Below are 19,504 nucleotides of genomic sequence, written 5' to 3' on the forward strand. Positions count from 1 at the left end.
CCGGGGTCCGGCGCCTTCCCCGCGGTGGGCCTGCGTTGCTCCGTACTGCCGGGTACCACCCGTTCGGCAGGCGGCTCCGGTGACGCGGTCAGCCCTTCTTCGGCTCCGCCTCCACCTCGTCGTCGTCGGCGAAGACCAACCGGCCGTCGTCCAGCGCGACGGCCCAACGGCGCACCGGCGCCCAGTCCCGTCCGAGTTGCTCGCCGGCCTGGGCAGCCTCGCTGGCATAGTCCTCGACCACTACACCGGGTGCACGGCTCTTCTCGTCGCCGCGGCGCACCACCACCCGCGAGCCGACGGTGAGCCCGCCGCGACCTGCGTCTCCCGAGTTGTCACTCATAACAAATGATCATGACAGCTAATGCGCCCGCGGACATCCCAACGGCGGTTCGGCGCCCTCCGTGTCGGCTTCGGCACGTCCTCACGGCCCGACTCACTCGACGATCGGGAAGAGGGAGTCGCCGTCCTCGGGACTGCCGTCGATCTGCCCTCGATCGACGCGCGAGTCCTCGACGATGACACCCTCGACCACCTCGGCGTGCTTCCCACCGCCGCCCGCGACGGCGGCGTCCCCGTCGACCACCTCGTCGACGACATCCTCGGTCAGTTGGTCGTCGGGCATGGCCGCGACCGGCCGTTCGAGCGGCTCCGCGGGTGCCACGTCGGGCTCCTCCTCCGCGAGGCGCTGGTCCAGCGACTCGCCCTCCTGTTCCTCCCGCTGCGTGGTGCCGAATCGGTCGGCACCGCTCCAGCCCTCCGGCGGGTCCACGACCTCGTCACCGTCGTCGTTGCGGACTTCGTCGGAGTCGAGGCCCTCGCTGGGGCTGAGGGTGTCGCCGGGGCCGTCTTCGATACTCATGACTGTGACGTACCCGAGCCGGCGAACGCGGAAACGCGCAGGTTTACCGGGGTCGGAGGCCGGATATGCCGGGGAGACGACCACAGCGAGGGAGTCTTCCCATGGACGAGAACGACCTCTTCCAGCACATCGAGGAACTGGTGGACGAGGAGAAGGCGCTGCGTTCGAAGTCGAGCGGCGACGGCATGAGCGATCAGGACCGGCAGCGCCTGCGCGCCGTCGAGGAACGCCTAGACCAGTGCTGGGACCTGCTCCGGCAACGCCGCGCGAAAGCCGAGTTCGGCAACGACCCGGACGAGGCGGAGGCGCGGCCGGTCGGGGAGGTCGAGTCCTACCGCCAGTGAGGACCTCGTGACCGGGACCGCGAGGAGGACGGCGTGAGGTTCGAAAGCGTGCGGCTCAGAGCATCGAAAACTCTTGCTGCAGTGGCCCTCTCGCTCGGACTGGTCACCTCGTGCGGCGACACCCCGCCGGGCCCGGCGCCGACCACCGGCGTGCCCGCGTCGTCACCGGCACCGGTGACGGCGACGACGGCTGGGAGCACCCCCGTGCCGAACACCTCGTCGACCACAGCGACCGGGGACACCGCTCCACCGACCGACGCGTCCTTTCCCGGCGAGAACCTGACCCCGGAGGAGGCCGGGGAACTTCAGCGTGCGGTCGACGAGGGCAGCCGGCCGTGGCGGCTGGATCCGTCCCTGGTCGCGCAGGCGTTCGTGGCGGACCGGTTCGGCTGGAGCGACACCGAGGCGCGCACGGCCGACCCGCACACCGTGGAGGTGACCGACCGGACGGACGGCAGCATCGTGGTGCTTCAGCTACGCCAGCCCGTCCGCGAGGGGGCCGACGGCATCTGGGTCGTCACGGGCGGCGTCCGGATCGACTGAGGAACCCGCGTCGGAATCATGCCTGCGCCGCGGTCCGCCGCACGAGGTCGACGATCGCGACGGGAGCATCCGACTGCGGCGCGTGCCCGGCCCACGGCAGCGGCACGAACCGCGCCCCGGGAATCAGTGGGACGTACCGCACCGTCTGCGCGGATGCGACGACGTCGAGCACGCCCTGCGCGAGGGTGACGGGGCACGAGATGCGGTCGAGACCCGTCGGCACGTCCGTCAGCACGGCATTCCACAGCATCGACCAGTAACCTTCCGATTCCGCGAAACCTCCCGCCACGGACAGGGATTCAGCCTTCGAGGTGCGCCACGGCAGGGCCCGCAGCCCGGCGGTGAGCGCAGTGCGCCCGACGGCGCTGTCCGACATCCGCTCGATCAACGGGCTGCGTGCCTTGTTGACGATCCGCGCGACGGCCATGAGCAGTCCCTGGAACGCCCGCTCCGGCGGCAATCCGAGACCGGACGGGGACAGCGCCACCACCGACCTGGCGCGCCCGCGCCGCGCCAGGTCCAACGCCAGACGGCCGCCGAGGGAGTTGCCCAGGACGTGTACCCGGTCCAGCCCGTGGGCGTCGAGGTCCGCCGCGACGGCAGCGCCGAGAGACTCGACGGTGGGACGGGTCGGCAGCATCGGTGACGATCCGTGGCCGGGAAGGTCCACGGCCAGGACGTCGAAGTGCTCGGCGAGGCGCGGAACGAGTTCGGCGAAGTCGTCGCGAGTAGCGCCGATCCCGTGCAGGAGAAGCAGCGGCTCGCCGGAACCGGCACGTCGACAGGCCAATCGAGGAGTGTGCATCGTGCCCATCCTGCCCGGACCGGGAGGGTGCGGCCACCCGGACGCCCGGGGACCCGGCCCCGTCACACCGGCTCGAGCAGCTCCGGACGGTTGTTGCGGGGGTTGTTGACCTCGGTGCTGACCTCGTACGGATGCAGGTGAGGTTCCGGTACCGAGGCGACCAGCGCGTCGACGTCGTCGCGGTCGGTGAGGGCCGGGTCGAGCCACACGTCGTGGAAGGACGACGGGAGCACCAGCGGACACCGCTCGTGGATCTGCCCGGCCGCATCGGTGGCCTCCGTCGTCAGCACGGTGACGGTCCACAGCCACTTGTCGGGATGGTCGTCGGGCAGGTCCGGATCGGGCCACAGCTCGTACAGTCCCGCCATCGCGAGCACGCCGTCGCCGTGCAGGAAGTACGGGATCTTGGTGCCGTCCTCGCGCTTCTGCCACTCGAAGTACCCGTCGGCCGGCAGGATGCACCGTCGCCGCGAGGCGGCGGCCTTGAACGACGGCTTCTCGGTGATCGTCTCGCAGCGGGCGTTGATCATCCGGTTGCCGATCTTCGGGTCCTTCGCCCACGACGGCACGAGCCCCCACCGGGCGGACCGGAGCTGCCGCACCGCCTCCGCGCCGGGCTCGCCCTTCGGGGCGCGCTCGAGCACCACCCGCACGGTCTGCGTCGGCGCGACGTTGTACGACGGGGGCAGCGGCTCGCCCACCGTCTCCACCACGTCGAACAGGGAGCGCAGTTCCTGATCGGTGACCGTGCTCGCATACCGACCGCACATGGGCACTCACCTTCCGTCGTCGGGCCTCGACCGGTCGGTTCCCATGGTGCCGCACCGCACCGACACGCGTGTGACGCCGGTCATCGGCGGGGGCCGTCCGGCCGGGACGCCGGACCGGGCGCGCTAGCCTGGGTGCCGGGACCGGTCGCGAATCCGGCGACGACGTCGCGGACAGCCGTGGTCTCCCCGGACGTGCGGGCTCCTCGGTCCGGCACGCAGTCTGTCCCCCATCGGATTGGAGTACACCGTGGTCGACCTCGCCTATGTCATCGCCGGGTCCGAAGCCACCGGCGGCGCAGGGCTGCAGGCGGATCTGAAGACGTTTCAGGAGCTGGGCGTCTACGGCGTCGGCACCACGACCTGCATCGTCTCCTTCGACCCCCGCAACAATTGGTCGCACCGCTTCGTCCCGATCGCGCCCGAGGTCGTCGCGGACCAGATCGAGGCGGCCACCGCGGCCCACGACCTCGACGTCGTCAAGATCGGCATGCTCGGCACCCCCGCCACGATCGACGTAGTGGCCGAAGGTCTGCGTGGCCGGTCGTGGCGGCACGTCGTTCTGGACCCGGTGCTGATCTGCAAGGGTCAGGAACCCGGGGCGGCGCTCGACACCGACAACGCGCTGCGTGAGTCCGTGCTTCCCCTGGCCACGGTGGTCACCCCCAACCTGTTCGAGGCCCGCACCCTGGCGGGGATGGACCGCATCGACACCGTCGACGACCTCGTCGAGGCCGCTCGCCGCATCCATGCCCTGGGCCCGCGGTACGTCCTGGCCAAGGGCGGCGTCGAACTCGCCGGTGACGATGCCGTCGACGTGCTCTTCGACGGCGAGCAGGTCACCGTCCTCGCCGCGCCGAAGGTCGGCCGGGAACGGGTGTCGGGTGCCGGCTGCACTCTCGCCGCGGCCGTGACCGCCGAACTCGCCAAGGGCGCCGACGTGCCGGCCGCCGTCGCGCTCGCGAAGGACTTCGTCACCGCCGGTATCGAGGGCCGGGTCGGGGCGCACACCCCGTTCGACACGGTGTGGCAGGGCGCGTACGCGGCGTCGCGCTCCGCGTAGGGCCCCCTCTCCGCCGGCGGGCCGGATTCGCCTACCGGAGTGCAGATCCGGACGTCGACAACCGTCGGGACGGTTGTCGATGTCGGGAACCGGAGCGCGTAGCCCGGTATCGCGATGCGCGGGTGCGCCCGGCGCCTATCGTGGACGGGCATCCGTCCGCTCGCCGAGAGGATCTTCGATGACCACGACCCGGTCCGCGCTCGTCACCGGCGGCACCGGCGGTCTCGGTGCCGCCGTCACGACGCATCTGCTCGAGGCGGGCTGGCGGGTCGTGGTCCCCTGGGTGGCTCGTACCGAACTCGGGCGGCTCGGGGACCATCCGAGTCTGCATCTCGTGGAGGCGGACGTGTCGGACGACGCGCAGCTGCGGCAGGCCGTCGCGCTCGCGGCCGCCGACGACTCCGCGCCGCTGTTCGGCGTGGTGAATCTGGTGGGCGGGTTCACCTCGGGCTCCCCGGGTACACGAGACGCCCGTCGAGGTCCTCGACGCCCAGCTGGATCTGAACCTGCGTACCGCCTACGCCGTGACCCGCGCGGCGCTGCCGCACCTGCTCGCGGGCGGCGGCGGGTCGGTGGTCTGCATGTCCACCGCGGCGACGAAACGGCCGTTCGCCGGGGGTGCCGCGTACGTCGCGTCGAAGGCTGCCGTGACCGCACTGGCCGAGACCCTGGCCGTCGAGTACGCCGGCGACGGTGTCCGGGTCAACGCGCTGCTGCCCGTCGTCATCGACACACCCGCGAACCGGGCGGCGATGCCCGACGCGGACCGGCGCTCGTGGTCGCGGCCGGCCGAGGTCGCGCGGGTGATCCGGTTCCTGCTCTCCGACGACGGCGCCGCCGTCACCGGGGCTTCGATCCCCGTCACCCACGTGGGCTGACGCGCCGGACACACCACGCCCCGCCCGGGCCGGCTGGAACCGAGCGAACGGACCATGCCGCCGGCGTGCGGAGCCGGGCGATGGGTCCGCACGCTCCGCGGCCCGGCGCCTCCGTGTCAGGCGGGTAGCTCGAGCCCCTGTTCGGCGGCGCGGCGCGCCACCTCCTCGGGGAAGACGTTGCGCAGCAGGTACAGGTCCCGGCCGATGACCCAGCCGGGGGCGAGGGCGGTGGCGTAGCGCTCGAAGTAGCCGAGCTGCTTGCCGAACAGCACCAGTTCCTCCGGGCTGGCGATCCCCCACTGCTTGCCGAGCCGGATCAGCGCGACGATGAGGTCGCTGAGCCGCAGCTGTCCCAGGTCGCGCCCGAGGATCGGAGCGAGCGCCTGCGCCACCTGGCGGCCGATCTCGGCGTCGTCGGCGTCGAGCCCGCTGGTGTAGCCGAGTGCGCGGATGCCGCGCGCCACACGGGCGAAGTCCCCGTCGATGGCGGTCGCGCGGAACAGATCGCGCAGGATGGCGCGCCAGTGCTCGGGCAGCTCACCGACGATGCCGAAGTCCAGGAAGGCGAGACGGCCGTCGTCGAGCAGCCACAGGTTGCCGGCGTGCACGTCGCCGTGGAACGGTCCGTGCAGGACGACCGATTCGATCCATACCTTCACCCCGCGGCGGATGAGCAGACTGGTGTCGATCGCCGAGTCGGCGGGCACCCGGTCCATGGGCACACCGCGGAGCCGTTCCATGCAGATCACGCGCGGACCGCAGTAGTCCCAGTACACCTGCGGCGTGGTGACGGTCGTGTTGTCCCCGAACGCGCCGATGCACTCCCGGAATCGGCTCTGCCGGTCCGCTTCGACCGCGCTGTTGAGTTCGGTCATCGTGGACGAGTGCAGGTCGCGGACGATGGCGGTGGCGTTGGCGATGCGGAAGAACTCGAACGCCTGCAGCAGACGCGCGCCGACGTAGGCCGCCCGCAGGTCGACGAGCATGCGGTGGGCGATGCCGGGCCGCTGCACCTTCACGACCGCTTCCCGGCCGTCGTGCAAGACGCACGCATGCACCTGGCCGACGGACGCGGCGGCCAGCGGGACGTCGTCGAACCGGGCGAACAGTTCGCCGACGGGATGGCCGAGATCCTCCTCGATCACGGCGCGGGCCCGGTCCGCGGGCACGGGTGCGACGTCGTCGAGGCAGCGCAGGCACGCGTCGGCCAGCGGCCTGGGGAACACCCCGGACGACGACGCCATGAGCTGGCCGAGCTTGACGAATGTGGGACCGAGGATCTCGAACGCATCGACGGTGCCCTCGGCAGCGGCATCGGCGGGGCCGCGGCCGTCGGGCCGCAGCGGCCAGGCGAGCAGTTTCAGCAGGACGCTGACGAGGAGCACCACACCGATGACGACCGTGCGACCGGCCTCGCGCAGGCCGAAACGCTCGAGCGGGGGCATGTCGACATGCAGCGCCGACGCGGGCGGTCCCCCGGCGTACGGGCCTGTCGGTCGGGGCGCGATGTCGGGCACGGGTCACCTTCGTCCTTCTGCCTGCCGGCGGGGCTGTCGGCCGGGGCAGTTACTGGACGGTACCCGGAGTGCACAGATAGTTCGAGACCCTGTTTCCTGTCGGCCCCCGGGACTACGCTCACGCTCGTAACTGCACTTCGGCAGCGACGGGCAGGCGGGGGTACGACATGACGGAGCAGGTTCTCGACTCGCAGGACGACTTTCTGACGCTGGCCGGTCCGTACCGGCGGGAGCTGCTGGCGCACTGTTACCGGATGAGCGGCTCGATCCACGACGCGGAGGACCTCGTGCAGGAGACGTACCTGCGCGCCTGGCGCGGCTACGCGAACTTCGGGGGCCGCTCGTCGCTGCGGACGTGGCTGCACCGCATCGCGACCAACGTGTGCCTGACCGCGCTCGAGGGCAGGTCGCGCCGGCCGCTGCCGACGGGGCTGGGGGCGCCGAGCTCGGATCCGGCCGACGACCTCGTCGAGCGCGGGGAGGTGCCGTGGCTCGAGCCGATTCCCGGCGGGTCCTTCGGCGACGACGGCCGGCCGGACGATCCGACGGACCCGGCGGCGATCGTGACCTCGCGGGAGTCCATCCGCCTGGCGTTCGTCGCGGCGCTGCAGCATCTGTCGGCGCGGCAACGGGCAGTGCTGCTGCTGCGGGACGTCCTGCAGTGGCGGGCGACCGAGGTGGCCGCCGCGCTGGACACCTCGACGGCCGCGGTGAACAGTCTGCTCCAGCGGGCCCGCGCGCAGCTGGAGCAGGCGCAGGTGACGAAGGACGATCTGGTCGAGCCGGAGAGTCCGGAGGCCCAGGCGCTGGTGCGGCGCTGGGTCGAGGGGTTCGAGAAGTACGACATCGATTCGATCGTCGAGATGCTCACCCAGGAGGCGGTGTGGGAGATGCCGCCGTTCGAGGGCTGGTACCGCGGCGCCGAGGCGATCGGAAACCTCATCCGGACGCATTGCCCGGCGAGCGGTCCCGGCGACCAGGTTCTGCTGCCCACGGTGGCGAACGGGCAGCCCGCCCTCGGCCTCTACATGCGAGGCGAGGACGGGCAGCACCATCCGTTCCAGCTGCAGGTGCTCGACGTCGTGGGTGACCGGGTCGTGCATGTGACCGTGTTCTTCGACACCGATCTGTTCGCCCTGTTCGGACTACCCGAGCACCCCTGACGCCGGCCGCTACGCCTGCGCGGACGTCTCGGCCTGCGGTCCCATCGCGGCGGCCGCGGCCTGGACGTCCATCCACATGACCTCCCAGACGTGCCCGTCGAGGTCGCGGAAGGCCCGGCCGTACATGAAGTCGGTCTTCATCTCCTCCGACCCGGCGGTGATCCAGTCGCTGCCACCGGCGGCGAGCGCGGCATCGACGAGGCGGTCGACGTCGTCGCGGCTCTCGGCGGACACGCTCAGGAGCACCTCGCGGGCCGTGGCGGTGTCGCAGATGTCGCCGGTGATGAAGTCGCGGAAGCGCGCCTCCTCGAGGAGCATGACGTAGGTCTGGTCGTTGATCTCGAGGCAGGCGGTGTTGTCGTCGCAGAACATCTCGTTGAAGGTGAAGCCGAGAGCATCGAAGAACGTGCGGGCGGCAGCCACGTCCTTGACGGACAGGTTGGCGAAGAGCATGCGGGACATCTTCAACTCCTTGTGTGTGAGCGGACGGCCGGCACCTCGTGTGAGGTGTCGAGAAGGTAGACCGTCCGGCTCCGGAAAACTCATCGCGCCGGACGGGATCGCCGAAACCCCGGCACGCATCGGAGCGAGAAACTATGCTCGGCGCCCGGTGCTCCGCGCGCCGAGGTGATGGACCATACCCCTGCGGGTATGTATCCTGGCCTCACCCGGCCGACGGAGACGATCGGCCGCCACCGACACCGCGTCCCTCCTCCCTCCCCCCGAAGGCGGGACGTGGCGCCGGGCGTCACACGCCCGGCGCGGACCCCCTGCCCTCCCTCCCCTCGGGCAGGGGGTTTCGTCGTCTCTCGGGTCCGCCTGCACACCGCTCGGAGCGCAGGAACAAATCCCCCGGCCCGTCGGTTAGAGTAGTTGCATAGTCAACTACATGCCGAAGGAGCCCGCCATGCCCGCGGTGACCGTAGACAACATCCTCACCCTGCCCCGCATCCCGGCCCCCGCACCCGACGCGACCGCCCGTCCGGTCCTCGGCGTGCGGACCGCTCCCGTCGGATACGAGGGCGAGGGCTTCCCGGTGCGCCGGGCATTCGCAGGCATCGACCAGCGCTTCCTCGACCCGTTCATCCACATGGACCAGATGGGCGAGGTGCAGTACGCCCCCGGCGAACCCAAGGGCACCCCGTGGCACCCGCACCGTGGATTCGAGACCGTCACCTACATGATCGACGGGATCCTCGAACACAAGGACTCCAACGGCGGGGGCGGCACCATCGGCGGGGGCGACACCCAGTGGATGACCGCGGGCTCGGGGATCCTGCACATCGAGGCGCCGCCGGAACACGTCGTCGCCAGCGGCGGCCTCTTCCACGGCGTGCAGTTGTGGGTGAACCTGCCCCGGAACCACAAGATGGCGCAGCCGCGATACCAGGACATCGCCGGCAGCCACGTAGCCCTGGCCTCCTCGCCCGACGGCGGCGCCCTCGTCCGCGTCGTCGCCGGTGAGATCGGCGGTGTCCGCGGCCCGGGCGTGACCCACACCCCGATCGCCCTCGCACACCTGACCGTCGCGCCGGGCGCGTCGGTGACCCTGCCCTGGCATCGCGAGTACAACGCGCTCGGCTACGTGCTCGCCGGGGACGGCACCGTCGGCGCCGAGCACGCCCCCATCCGGGCGGGACAGACCGCCGTGTTCGGCCCGGACGGCGACAGCGTCACGTTCACCGCCGACCGCACCCAGGACTCGCGCACCGCGTCCCTCGAGGTGTTCCTGCTCGGCGGACGGCCGATCCGCGAGCCCGTCGCGATGTACGGGCCGTTCGTGATGAACACCAAGGCCGAGATCATCCAGGCGTTCGAGGACTTCCAGGCGGGACGTCTCGGGACCATCCCGGCCGGGCACGAACAGCTGCCCTGACGCTGCGCCGACGCGCTCGTACCCTGAACCCGCCGCACCTCACCGAGGAGAATCCATGACCGACGCCACGACTCTCGACATCCGGCGCGCCGAGGACCGGCTGACGACGAACATCTCCTGGCTCGACTCGAAGCACTCGTTCTCGTTCGGCCACCACTACGACCCGGACAACACGCACCACGGGCTGCTGCTGGTCAACAACGACGACACGGTCCTGCCCGGTCAGGGCTTCGACACGCATCCGCACCGCGACATGGAGATCGTGACCTGGGTGCTGCGCGGCAGCCTCGTGCACCAGGACTCGATCGGGCACTCGGGCGTCATCTATCCGGGCCTGGCACAGCGGATGAGCGCCGGAACGGGCATCCTGCACTCGGAGAAGAACGACTCCTGGCGGTTGCCCGGCGCCACCGGCGTGCACGCCGCGGAGCACGCCGAGCCGGTCCGCTTCGTCCAGATGTGGGTGGTGCCGGACGAATCGGGCATCACCCCCGGTTACGAGCAACTCGAGATCGACGACGAGCTCATGCGCGGCGGCCTGGTGCCCGTCGCCACCGGCATCCCCGAGCACCGCGATCACGCCGCCATCCGCATCCACAACAAGTACGCCGGGTTGTCGGTCGCCCGCCTGCAGCCGGGCCGGCCGGTCGTCCTGCCCGATGCCCCCTACCTGCACCTCTTCGTCGCCCAGGGCACAGCCGAGCTCGAAGGCGCCGGAATCCTGCGGGAGGGCGACGCCGTGCGGCTGACCGGCTCCGGCGGACAGCGGGTCCACACCGACACGGCCGCGGAAATCCTCGTGTGGGAGATGCACGCCCGCATCGGCTGACCGGGGTGGGCGCAACGCCCGGCCCCGGCCTCGGTACCGTGACCGAGCGAACCCTCGCTCCGCTCGACCTCAGGATGTCGCCGTGACCGTCACCGCCCCCGAAACCGATCGTCTCAACGCCTTCATGGGCATCGACACCGTGAGCGGGGAGCCGGGCACGGTGTCGTTCCGCCAGCCGCTGGGCGCCCGATTCGTCGACCACCGCGGCCGCACCACCGTCGGATCCGTCGGCGTGTTCACCGACGTCCTTCTCGGCGCCGCCCCGCACCTCGTGTGGCGCGGGCAGGGCCGCGACACCCGGTCCGTCCTGAGCCAGCTCAGCGCCTCGACCGCGAATCCGATGCCGGCCCGGGGGGCTCTGCACGGCACCGGCCGCGCCGTCCACGTGGACGACGCCACCGCGTTGAGCACCGCGCAGATCTGCGACGACGCAGGCGATCTGGTGATCCAGCTGACGGGACGGTCGATGGTCGTGGATCGTCCCGCCGTGTTCGACGCGTTCGCGGACGCGTCCGGACTGGTCCGGCCCGCCCCCGAACCCTGGACGGACCCTTCGGAACTCGCCGAGCGCACCGGCCTCGACACGGTCTCCGGCATCGCCGCCGGAACCGTGGCCCGGGGCCCGCTCGCCGGGCTGCTCGATCTGCGCGTCGGCGCCGTCGAGAAGGGACGCGTCGCCGCGGTCGTACCACCCGCGGAATGGATGGCCAATCCGATGGGCGCCGTGCAGGGTGGGGTCCTGGTCTCCGTCGCCGGCACCGTCGCCGAACTCGCGGCGCAGACCCTCACCGCTGCCGGACAGGAGTACCGGTTGCTGAACCTGACGCTCGACTACCTGCGCTCCCCCGCGGCACCCGGCCCCGACCTTCTCGTCGAGGCCCGGGTCACCCGGGCCGGCCGACGGCTCGCCTCGATCGACACGCATCTCACCGCACCCGACGGCGCGGTCCTGGTCCGGGCCCAGGCGAGCGTGCAGCTGCTGGCGCCCTGACGACGGCTCACGAGCGCGGCCGGACGGAGGACCGGTGACGGAACGGGCGTCGGCCGTCAGGCCGCCCGCCGTGCGACGACGACGCCCGCGGCCCCGAGCCGCGGGAACCGCATGTCCGAGATGGGGGTGACACTGCCGAGGCGGTTGGTGACGAAGGCGATGGACAAGCCCGTCTCCGGATCGGCGAACGCGCCGGAGCCGCCGAAGCCGAAGTGACCGATCGACTGCAGCGGCTGTTCCCGCAGGGCGACCCAGCCCGGGTGGTAGCCCAGCCGCCAGTTGGGGCGGATACCGAGCACGTAGTCGCGGCGCCGGGTCTGCACCTCGAGGACCTGTTCGAGGGTTTCCGCCTTCAGCAGCCGCGCTCCGTCGAGTTCGCCGCCGTTCGCCAGCGCCCCGTACATCCGGGCCAGCGCGCGGGCGGTGAAGACCCCGTTCCATCCCGGCATCACCGCGTCGTGCGCGGCGGGGCTGCGGGCCAGCTCGTCGAAGCCTTCGGCCATGCCCGCCTCGGCGACGCCACGCAGCCCGGGCAGCCGCGACAGCACGGTGCCGGTGACCGCCCACGGCGCGGGGGTCGGGTTCAGCCGGGGGAAGACCCGGGCGATCCGGTGCCGCTCGTCCTGCGGCACGTGGAACCAGAATTCGCGCAGACCGAGCGGGCCGGCGATCTCCTGCTCGACCAGCTCGGTGAAGGACAGGCCGGTCACCCGGATGGCGATCTCGGCGACGAGGTTGCCGTAGGTGACGGCGTGATAGCCGGGGCCGGCGAGCCGCCGCGGGTCCGGCACGGAGGCCGCCAGCGCGGCCGCCACCGCATCGGAGTCGAGCAGCCCGAAGCGTCCCGGGACGAGGCCCCGCGCGCGGTGCAGACCGGCGCGGTGGGACATCAGTTCCCGGACGGTGATGGATTCCTTTCCGGCGGCCCCGAACTCGGGCCAGTACGTCGCGACGGGTTCGTCGTAGTCGACGAGCCCGCGCTCGGCGAGCCGGTGCAGCACGGTGCTCGCGACGCCCTTGCCCGTGGAGAACGACAGCGCGACGGTGTCGTGGGTCCACCGCTTGTCCCGGGACGCCCAGCCCGCCCAGATGTCGAGCACCGGCTCGCCGTGCAGGTACGCCGCGAGCGCCCCGCCGCCGTTCCGGGTGTCGCGGAACATCTTGAAGAAGCGGTCGGCGACCGGCAGGAAGCGGGGGTCGACGATCATCTCGGTCGGGGGGTGCTCGCCGTCCACCCGCTTGGCCGCTCCGGCATCGGAACTCATCACGCCACTCCTACCGCAGTCTCCAACTCCGACAGAGACCGCTCCGTCAGAGGTATCAACGTCGCGATGTCCGGTATTGCTTCCCCGCCGGCCACATATCCGAAACCGATCCGGTCGGCATACGAGCACACCGTGACGTTGAGGGCCATCCCGTCGTAGACGATCGACACGGGGTACATCTCCTCGAGGTGGGCGCCGTTCCAGTACAGCTCGGTGCGCGGACCGGGCACGTTGGAGATCGGCAGGTTGTACCCGGGCCGCAGCCCCGGGTCGAACGGAAGCATCGGGGCGAGGATGGTCGGCAGGATGCTCGGTGCCGTCACCACCAGCGACGGCACCGGCCCCAGCGCTGCGACGCGGTCCTTGGCGACCTGCATCGAGCGGTGGATCAGCCGCAGCCGGTCGGCCGGGTCGGCGAGATCGGTGCCCAGGGTGCACACCGCCGTTCCGAACGCATTGCCCGCCGTCGCGCCGTCCTGCCGTCCGCGCACCGAGACCGGGCAGATCGCCACGAGGGAGTCGCCGGGGAGTTCGCCGTGCTCGCCGAACCACGAGCGCAACGCCCCGGCCACCACGGCCGTGACGACGTCGTTGCCGGTCACGCCCGCAGCGCGCTCGATCGCGCGCAGTCGCGACTTCGGCCAGCCGGCGGCGGCGAAGACGCGTCCGGTTCCGAGTGGCCCGTTGAGCCGGGTGCGGGGCGCCCCGAACGGCAGCACCGTGGTGTCGGTGGTCAGACCCTGCACCGTGGCCCCGACCTGCCCCTCGACGGTCCGGCGAACCAGGCCCACACCGGAGGTGAGGGCCCCGAGGACCGAATGGGCCAGGCCGAGCGGCGTCGGAAGACCACCGTGCCCGGCGTCGGGCCGCGGGTGCCTGCCGGTGGCGAAGAACGGGGACATCGACCGGCGATCGGGGTCGGGCGACATCGACTCCTCGATCATCCGCAGGCCCGCGATCCCGTCGAGGACCGCGTGGTGGACCTTCGTGTAGAGCGCGAATCGGCCGTCGGGAAGGCCGTCGACGAGGTGGGCCTCCCACATCGGGCGGGAGCGGTCGAGCGGTTCGGCATGCAGCTCCCCCACCAGCTGCCACAGCGCGTCCCGTCCAGCGCCGGGCGGCAGCGACGCCCGCCGCACGTGGTAGCTCAGATCGATGTCGTCCACGTCGCGCCAGGCCCACCACCCGCCGGTGTCCACACCCCGGTGCGCCCGGCGTCGCAGCACCGGATCCACCTCGTCGCCCCGGCCGAGCGCGTCCCGGTAGGCGTCGTCGACGAATCGGGAGCCGGCGTCCTCGGGTGGGTTCAGGATCAGCACCACCCCGACGTGCATGGGGTTCGCCAGCAGCTCTGCCGTCATGAGAACCGCGTCGATCGGGTCCATCAGACCCACTCGCCCACCCCGCTTCCACGTGTCTGTGTGGCTTCGGTCACGGTAACTCGAGCGCGGCGTGTCGCGGGCGGAGACGGCCCGTCGCCCGTACGCAGGCCCGTGCCGGGTGCGGGGAATGGGTGTAAGGATGGACGGCATGACCATCGTGGAGCATCCCCGGGCCCGACACTCGGGCATCGACCTGACCCACCTCGACGAGCGCACCCGAGCGCAGGACGATCTGTTCGAGCACGTCAACGGCCGCTGGCTCGCCGAACACGAGATCCCCGCCGATCGTGCCCTCGACGGCGCATTCCGCACCCTGTTCGACAAGGCCGAGGTCGACGTCCGCACCCTCATCGAGGAGGCGGCCGCGTCCTCGGCCGAGCCGGGCACCGACGCGCAGCGCATCGGTGACCTGTACGCCAGCTTCATGGACACCGAGACCGTCGAGGCGGCGGGCCTGGACCCGATCGCCGGCGAACTGGCCGCCGTGGCGGACGCCGCGGACCGGAACGCGCTCGCGGCGGTGCTCGGCCGGTTGCAGCGCGTCGGGATCGGCGGCGCCGTCGGGCACTACGTGGACACCGACGCGAAGAACTCGGCGCGCTACCTGATGCACACGACGCAGTCCGGTCTGGGCCTGCCCGACGAGTCGTACTACCGCGAGGACGGTCACGCCGAGATCCGGGCACAGTACGTCGCGCACATCGGGCGCATGTTCGAGCTCGCCGGCATCGAGTACGACCCGCAGCGGGTGCTCGACCTCGAGACCCGCCTGGCGGCCGGGCACTGGGACGTGGTCAAGCGGCGAGACGCCGACCTGTCCTACAACCTGGTGACGTTCGAGGCGCTGACGTCCGAGCGACCCGGTTTCGACTGGCGCGGCTGGATCGGCGCGCTCGGGGCCACCGAGGAACAGTGGGCCGAGATCGTGGTCCGCCAACCGGGCTTTCTCGACACGTTCGCGCAGCTGTGGGCCGAGGCGCCCCTCGACGACTGGAAGGCCTGGGCCACCTGGCGGGTCCTGCACTCCCGCGCGCCGTACCTCACCGAGAAGCTCGTCGACGAGAACTTCGCGTTCTACGGCCGCACCCTGACCGGGGCGCAGGAAATCCGCGACCGGTGGAAGCGCGGCGTGGCGCTCGTCCAGGACCTGCTCGGCGAGGCTGTCGGCAAGCTGTACGTCGAACGGCACTTCCCGCCCGAGGCCAAGGACCGCATGCAGCAGCTCGTCGCCAACCTGCAGGAGGCGTACCGGCGCAGCATCGCCGAGCTCGAATGGATGAGCCCGCAGACCCGTGAGGCGGCGCTGCGCAAGCTGGAGAAGTTCACGCCGAAGATCGGCTACCCCGACAAGTGGCGCGACTACTCGGCCGTGACCGTCGCCGCGGACGACCTGGTCGGCAACTACCGCAGCGGCTACGCCGCCGAGTACGACCGCGACCTGGCCAAGCTCGGCGGCCCGGTGGACCGCGACGAGTGGTTCATGACACCGCAGACCGTGAACGCCTACTACAACCCGGGCATGAACGAGATCGTGTTCCCCGCCGCGATCCTGCAACCGCCGTTCTTCGATCTGCATGCCGACGACGCCGCCAACTACGGCGGGATCGGGGCCGTCATCGGGCACGAGATCGGGCACGGCTTCGACGATCAGGGCGCCAAGTACGACGGCGACGGCAATCTCGAGAACTGGTGGACCGACGACGATCGCACCGAGTTCGGTAAGCGCACCGCGGCACTGATCGCGCAGTACGACGAGTTCGAACCGAAGGGACTCGCCGGGCACCGCGTCAACGGCAGCTTCACCATCGGCGAGAACATCGGCGATCTCGGCGGGCTGTCCATCGCGCTGAAGGCGTACGAGATCGCGCTCGACGGAGCCGAACCGCCCGTGATCGACGGCCTCACGGGCCTGCAGCGGGTGTTCTTCGGCTGGGCGCAGGTGTGGCGGACCAAGGTCCGCGACGAGGAGGCGCTGCGCCGGCTCGCCGTGGACCCGCACTCCCCGCCGGAGTTCCGCTGCAACGGGGTGGTGCGCAACATCGACGCCTTCTACGAGGCGTTCGACGTGCACCCCGGCGACGAGTTGTATCTCGACCCGGCGCAGCGCGTGCGGATCTGGTGAGCCGGACGCCGGTGCGCCGCGCCCCCCGACGGGGCGGCGTACCGGCGTCCGACTAGGAACGCGAGGACTGTGGTACGGATACCCCGCGCGAGCCGAACCAGGCCAGCGGGTCCATCTTGGCGCCGCCCGGCTGCCACACCTCGAAGTGCAGGTGCGGCCCGGTGGACTGGCCGCGGTTGCCCATCGTGGCGATCACGTCGCCTGCCCGCACCTGCTGGCCGACCGACACGAGCGACTGGTCGATGTGCCCGTAGACGCCGATCGTGCCGTCGTCCTGCTGGATGCGCACCCACAGTCCGAAGCCGGAGGCGGGGCCGGATTCGATCACGGTGCCGTCGGTGACCGACTTGATCGGCGTGCCGATGGCGTTGGCGATGTCGATGCCGTTGTGCGCCGTTCCCCAGCGGGGCCCGAACCCGGAGGTCAGCGCCCCGATGGTGGGGAAGACGGCACTCGGGCGGCTCGCGAGTTCCTGCGCGATCCGCTCGGCTTCCTCCCGGGCGATCCGCTCGGCCTCGCGCTGGCGCTCCGCGGCCTCCGCGGCCAGGCGCGCGGTCTCCCGCTCGGCGGCACGCTGCAACTGGTCGACGTACCGGTCGGTGCCGGCGTCCGGGAATTGCAGCACCTGCGGCGCCGTCGAGAGTCCGACCGTCGGCTGCTGCCGCTCGGGGGCGGCCTGGGCGCGGGGCTGTCCGGGTGCCGCCTGGGCCGCGGCGCTGCCGGCCGCGAGCACGGCACCGATCGCCAGGGGAATGGTCAGCAACCGGCGAGCGGGCCCACTCCGGTGCGCGCGCCGGTGTGCCCCACGCCGGGGTACTGCGGGTTCGAGTGTTTCGCTGAAGTTGTCACCATCGGGGCGGGCGTACGGGGCCAAACTGCTGTCCTCGACGTTCGAGTAGTCCGTTCAATAACGGATTGGTCACGGTCGAGTCACAGATTAGCGCATGCTAGCGGCTGTGGGTAGCGCGTCCTGCCTGACCGAATGTCACATCCGGTCGGTTCCGCGACCCGAATGTGACATTCGGTCGGAGGAAGCGCAACCGCGCGCCGGGCAGTCAGCCGCGACAGCAACGGCGGTCGCGGCTGCCCGGGGACCGCGCGGGTGTGGACAGGACACCGCCGCGGGGCCGGCTCCTGCCGGCTGCCACCTCGATCAGCCTTCCGCGGCCTCGCGCGACGACGCGCCGCCCGGAGCCCGGACGCGGTCCGGGTCGACCAGCATTGTGTCCAGCCAGTCGAACATCCGCTGATCGGTGAGAGCGCGGGCGAGGGGCTGGCAGTGGAAGTTGGCGCCCTCTGCAGCGGTGAACGCGACGAGTTCCGTCACCCCCGGTAGCCCGTCCGCGAGCCGGCGGGACTGGCCGGGCCAGAACTGCTCGTCCTCCGGGTCGGTGACCAACAGCGGCGTCGTGATCGAGCCGGCGAGGTCGCCGAGCCGGTACTTCAGCACCTCGGTGAGGGTGTCGAAGTACGAGTCCATCCGACGGTAGGGGCGCGCCCGGAACCGCCAGGTGCGTTCGAGCCGGCCCGACAGCCGCATGCCGAAGGCCATGTCACGGTCGAACTTCTCCCGGTCGCCCTTCTCGAGCAGCTCGATCATGTTCTTCGGCATGTGGGCGAGCCACGACGCGGCCACGTCGACCACACCCGGGTCGGCGATTGCGGCGGCGATCCGGTGCTCGAAGGCCAGTGCGCGCGGAACCCAGTATCCGCCCTGGCTGATCCCGTAGAGGGCGATGCGCGAGTCGTCGACCTCCGGGTATCGGATGAGGAAGTCCACGATCGGGGTGATCACCGCCTCCCAGTCGTGCCGGAACGGCACGCCGCGCTCGAACAGCATGGACTGCTGGCCCGGTCCGTCGAAGAACAGCACGTTGTAGCCGCGCGCCAGGGCGCCGGCCCCGGCGGCGGTCCACAGGCTGCTGATCGGTCCGTCGCTGCCGTTGTTCAGGATCAGCGTGGGGCGGGGCTCGCGGGTCTCCTCACCGAGCGGACGGAGCAGGTAGCCCGGCAGGAAGCCGTCCTCGTAGGGAATGTCGACCCGTTCGGCCGGGTGCGGGGTGGTCTCGACGAACCGGTCCCACGCCGCCCGATGCTGCCGGAACGTCGGCAGCAGCGGGCCGTCGTCGCCCAGCCCGTCGACGGAGTTGACCGCGGTGGCGAAATACGTTGCCGCACGCAGGTATGCGCCCGCGGCACTGACCGCGTGCCCGGCCTCGGCGGAGGCATCGGCGAGGCGTCGGACGCGAGTGCCGAGCGCAACCCAGGCGTCGAACCACTTCTCGTGGTCCTTCTCGCCGAGCGGGGCGATCGTGGCGAGCACTTCGCCGACGTCCGCCGCGCCGTGCACGGCCTGCCCGAGCAGGAAGCGGACGTCGAAGTCGAAGTCCTCGTCGCGGTAGAAACCTGCCGTGAACGCCTGGTGGGGATGCGCGAAGAAGGATGCGGGCATGTGAGCTCCCTCGGGCGGTGGCGGGGCACACCCACCGTACGCCCGAACCGGTCGTCCGGCTCGATTTCCGGTCACAGGCGGTGCAGTGCGACCTCGCCCAGTGCGCCGTCGGCGACGGCGGCGGTCATGAAGGAGCAGAACGGTTGTCGCCGGCGGTCCGTCGGCGACCCCGGGTTCAGCAGCCGCAGCCCCGTGGCCGTGGTGGTGTCCCACGGGATGTGGCTGTGCCCGAACACCAGGACGTCGGTGTCCGGATACGCCGCCGACATCCGCCGGTCGCGGCCCGCCGAGGCTCCGGTCTCGTGGACGACCGCGAAGCGCACATCCTCCAGCGTCACGCGTGCGATCTCGGGCATCCGGCCCCGCAATTCGGCACCGTCGTTGTTGCCCCAGCACGCGACCAACCGGGCCGCCCGCTCGGACAGGGCGTCGAAGAGGGCGATGTCGACCCAGTCACCGGCGTGCAGCACCACATCGGCGCGGTCGACCTCCTCCCACACCCGCGCCGGCAGGTCCCGCGCGCGGACGGGGACGTGGGTGTCGGCCAGCAGCAGCAACCTCATGCGACCAGTGTGCCGCCCACCGGGACATCCGAGGTTTCGCACGGCTCCCACCGGGCACCCGGCCCCGAGTACGCGACGAACGCAT

19 protein-coding genes and 1 pseudogene are annotated in these 19,504 nt (G+C 71.3%); 9 read left to right on the plus strand and 11 right to left on the minus strand.

The genetic code is table 11. The features are described 5' to 3' along the window. Window positions 1-88: 88 nt before the first annotated feature. Both F1734_RS23630 and F1734_RS23635 read right to left on the minus strand, forming a co-directional pair. Window positions 89-340, minus strand: coding sequence for a hypothetical protein (locus tag F1734_RS23630; RefSeq protein WP_040274862.1), 252 nt, complete (start codon window positions 338-340; stop codon window positions 89-91). Between the two features lie 93 nt (window positions 341-433). Further along, the gene (locus tag F1734_RS23635) at window positions 434-859 is read right to left on the minus strand and encodes a hypothetical protein (protein WP_048773742.1); all 426 of its coding nucleotides are present in this window, start codon (window positions 857-859) and stop codon (window positions 434-436) included. Window positions 860-960: 101 nt separating this feature from the next. Between F1734_RS23635 and F1734_RS23640 the strand changes: the two genes are divergently transcribed. Together F1734_RS23640 and F1734_RS23645 are read left to right on the plus strand one after the other, a co-directional pair. Beyond that, window positions 961-1,203, plus strand: coding sequence for a DUF2630 family protein (locus F1734_RS23640; RefSeq protein WP_010593592.1), 243 nt, complete (start codon window positions 961-963; stop codon window positions 1,201-1,203). Window positions 1,204-1,236: 33 nt separating this feature from the next. After that, window positions 1,237-1,746 (plus strand): acyl transferase, encoded by a 510-nt coding sequence (locus F1734_RS23645; RefSeq protein ID WP_228287118.1) that lies wholly within the window; start codon window positions 1,237-1,239, stop codon window positions 1,744-1,746. 16 nt (window positions 1,747-1,762) lie between these two features. Here the strand turns inward: F1734_RS23645 and F1734_RS23650 are convergent, their stop codons facing one another. Next, a complete protein-coding gene (locus tag F1734_RS23650) occupies window positions 1,763-2,551 on the minus strand; it encodes an alpha/beta fold hydrolase (protein WP_238424046.1) in 789 nt (262 codons plus the stop codon). Window positions 2,552-2,613: 62 nt separating this feature from the next. Then, a complete protein-coding gene (locus tag F1734_RS23655) occupies window positions 2,614-3,321 on the minus strand; it encodes an SOS response-associated peptidase (protein WP_010593595.1) in 708 nt (235 codons plus the stop codon). A 247-nt stretch (window positions 3,322-3,568) separates the two neighbouring features. Here F1734_RS23655 and thiD point away from each other — a divergent pair, with 247 nt between their 5' ends. Both thiD and F1734_RS23665 read left to right on the plus strand, forming a co-directional pair. Further along, window positions 3,569-4,381, plus strand: coding sequence for a bifunctional hydroxymethylpyrimidine kinase/phosphomethylpyrimidine kinase (gene thiD / locus F1734_RS23660; protein ID WP_017681963.1), 813 nt, complete (start codon window positions 3,569-3,571; stop codon window positions 4,379-4,381). Between the two features lie 178 nt (window positions 4,382-4,559). Then, a pseudogene (locus tag F1734_RS23665) lies at window positions 4,560-5,259 on the plus strand (SDR family NAD(P)-dependent oxidoreductase). A gap of 116 nt (window positions 5,260-5,375) precedes the next feature. Here the strand turns inward: F1734_RS23665 and F1734_RS23670 are convergent. Further along, the gene (locus F1734_RS23670; protein ID WP_203011144.1) at window positions 5,376-6,776 is read right to left on the minus strand and encodes an ABC1 kinase family protein; all 1,401 of its coding nucleotides are present in this window, start codon (window positions 6,774-6,776) and stop codon (window positions 5,376-5,378) included. Window positions 6,777-6,943: 167 nt separating this feature from the next. On the opposite strand from F1734_RS23670, the gene F1734_RS23675 reads away from it, so the two are divergent. Continuing rightward, entirely contained in the window at window positions 6,944-7,939 is a 996-nt protein-coding gene (locus tag F1734_RS23675; protein WP_010593599.1) for a sigma-70 family RNA polymerase sigma factor, read from the plus strand. Between the two features lie 9 nt (window positions 7,940-7,948). Here the strand turns inward: F1734_RS23675 and F1734_RS23680 are convergent, their stop codons facing one another. Further along, the gene (locus F1734_RS23680) at window positions 7,949-8,401 is read right to left on the minus strand and encodes a VOC family protein (protein WP_010593600.1); all 453 of its coding nucleotides are present in this window, start codon (window positions 8,399-8,401) and stop codon (window positions 7,949-7,951) included. 445 nt (window positions 8,402-8,846) lie between these two features. On the opposite strand from F1734_RS23680, the gene F1734_RS23685 reads away from it, so the two are divergent. The 3 genes from F1734_RS23685 (at window position 8,847) to F1734_RS23695 (ending at window position 11,635) form a co-directional block, all read left to right on the plus strand. Beyond that, window positions 8,847-9,815, plus strand: a complete 969-nt coding sequence (locus F1734_RS23685; RefSeq protein WP_010593601.1) for a pirin family protein — start codon at window positions 8,847-8,849, stop codon at window positions 9,813-9,815. Between the two features lie 55 nt (window positions 9,816-9,870). After that, window positions 9,871-10,644, plus strand: a complete 774-nt coding sequence (locus F1734_RS23690; RefSeq protein WP_017681965.1) for a pirin family protein — start codon at window positions 9,871-9,873, stop codon at window positions 10,642-10,644. An 82-nt stretch (window positions 10,645-10,726) separates the two neighbouring features. Continuing rightward, window positions 10,727-11,635, plus strand: coding sequence for a PaaI family thioesterase (locus F1734_RS23695; RefSeq protein ID WP_017681966.1), 909 nt, complete (start codon window positions 10,727-10,729; stop codon window positions 11,633-11,635). Between the two features lie 56 nt (window positions 11,636-11,691). Here F1734_RS23695 and F1734_RS23700 read toward each other — a convergent pair whose 3' ends face one another. Continuing rightward, entirely contained in the window at window positions 11,692-12,900 is a 1,209-nt protein-coding gene (locus tag F1734_RS23700) for a serine hydrolase domain-containing protein (RefSeq protein ID WP_017681967.1), read from the minus strand. After that, on the minus strand, window positions 12,900-14,294 hold the full coding sequence (locus tag F1734_RS23705; RefSeq protein ID WP_048773736.1) for a WS/DGAT/MGAT family O-acyltransferase: 1,395 nt from the start codon (window positions 14,292-14,294) through the stop codon (window positions 12,900-12,902). The genes F1734_RS23700 and F1734_RS23705 overlap by 1 nt, the downstream gene beginning before the upstream one ends. A gap of 136 nt (window positions 14,295-14,430) precedes the next feature. On the opposite strand from F1734_RS23705, the gene F1734_RS23710 reads away from it, so the two are divergent. After that, the gene (locus F1734_RS23710; RefSeq protein ID WP_203011145.1) at window positions 14,431-16,404 is read left to right on the plus strand and encodes a M13 family metallopeptidase; all 1,974 of its coding nucleotides are present in this window, start codon (window positions 14,431-14,433) and stop codon (window positions 16,402-16,404) included. Between the two features lie 52 nt (window positions 16,405-16,456). Here F1734_RS23710 and F1734_RS23715 read toward each other — a convergent pair whose 3' ends face one another. The 3 genes from F1734_RS23715 to F1734_RS23725 all read right to left on the minus strand — a co-directional run bounded on the left by F1734_RS23715 (window position 16,457) and on the right by F1734_RS23725 (window position 19,419). Continuing rightward, the gene (locus F1734_RS23715) at window positions 16,457-17,167 is read right to left on the minus strand and encodes a M23 family metallopeptidase (protein ID WP_040274847.1); all 711 of its coding nucleotides are present in this window, start codon (window positions 17,165-17,167) and stop codon (window positions 16,457-16,459) included. A 390-nt stretch (window positions 17,168-17,557) separates the two neighbouring features. After that, complete coding sequence (locus F1734_RS23720; protein WP_203011146.1) at window positions 17,558-18,856, minus strand: alpha/beta hydrolase family protein; 1,299 nt, start codon at window positions 18,854-18,856, stop codon at window positions 17,558-17,560. A gap of 71 nt (window positions 18,857-18,927) precedes the next feature. Further along, the gene (locus tag F1734_RS23725) at window positions 18,928-19,419 is read right to left on the minus strand and encodes a metallophosphoesterase family protein (protein ID WP_010593610.1); all 492 of its coding nucleotides are present in this window, start codon (window positions 19,417-19,419) and stop codon (window positions 18,928-18,930) included. Window positions 19,420-19,504 lie beyond the last annotated feature (85 nt).

Origin of the sequence: Rhodococcus ruber (assembly GCF_016804345.1) — a bacterium.
Lineage (GTDB): Bacteria > Actinomycetota > Actinomycetes > Mycobacteriales > Mycobacteriaceae > Rhodococcus > Rhodococcus ruber.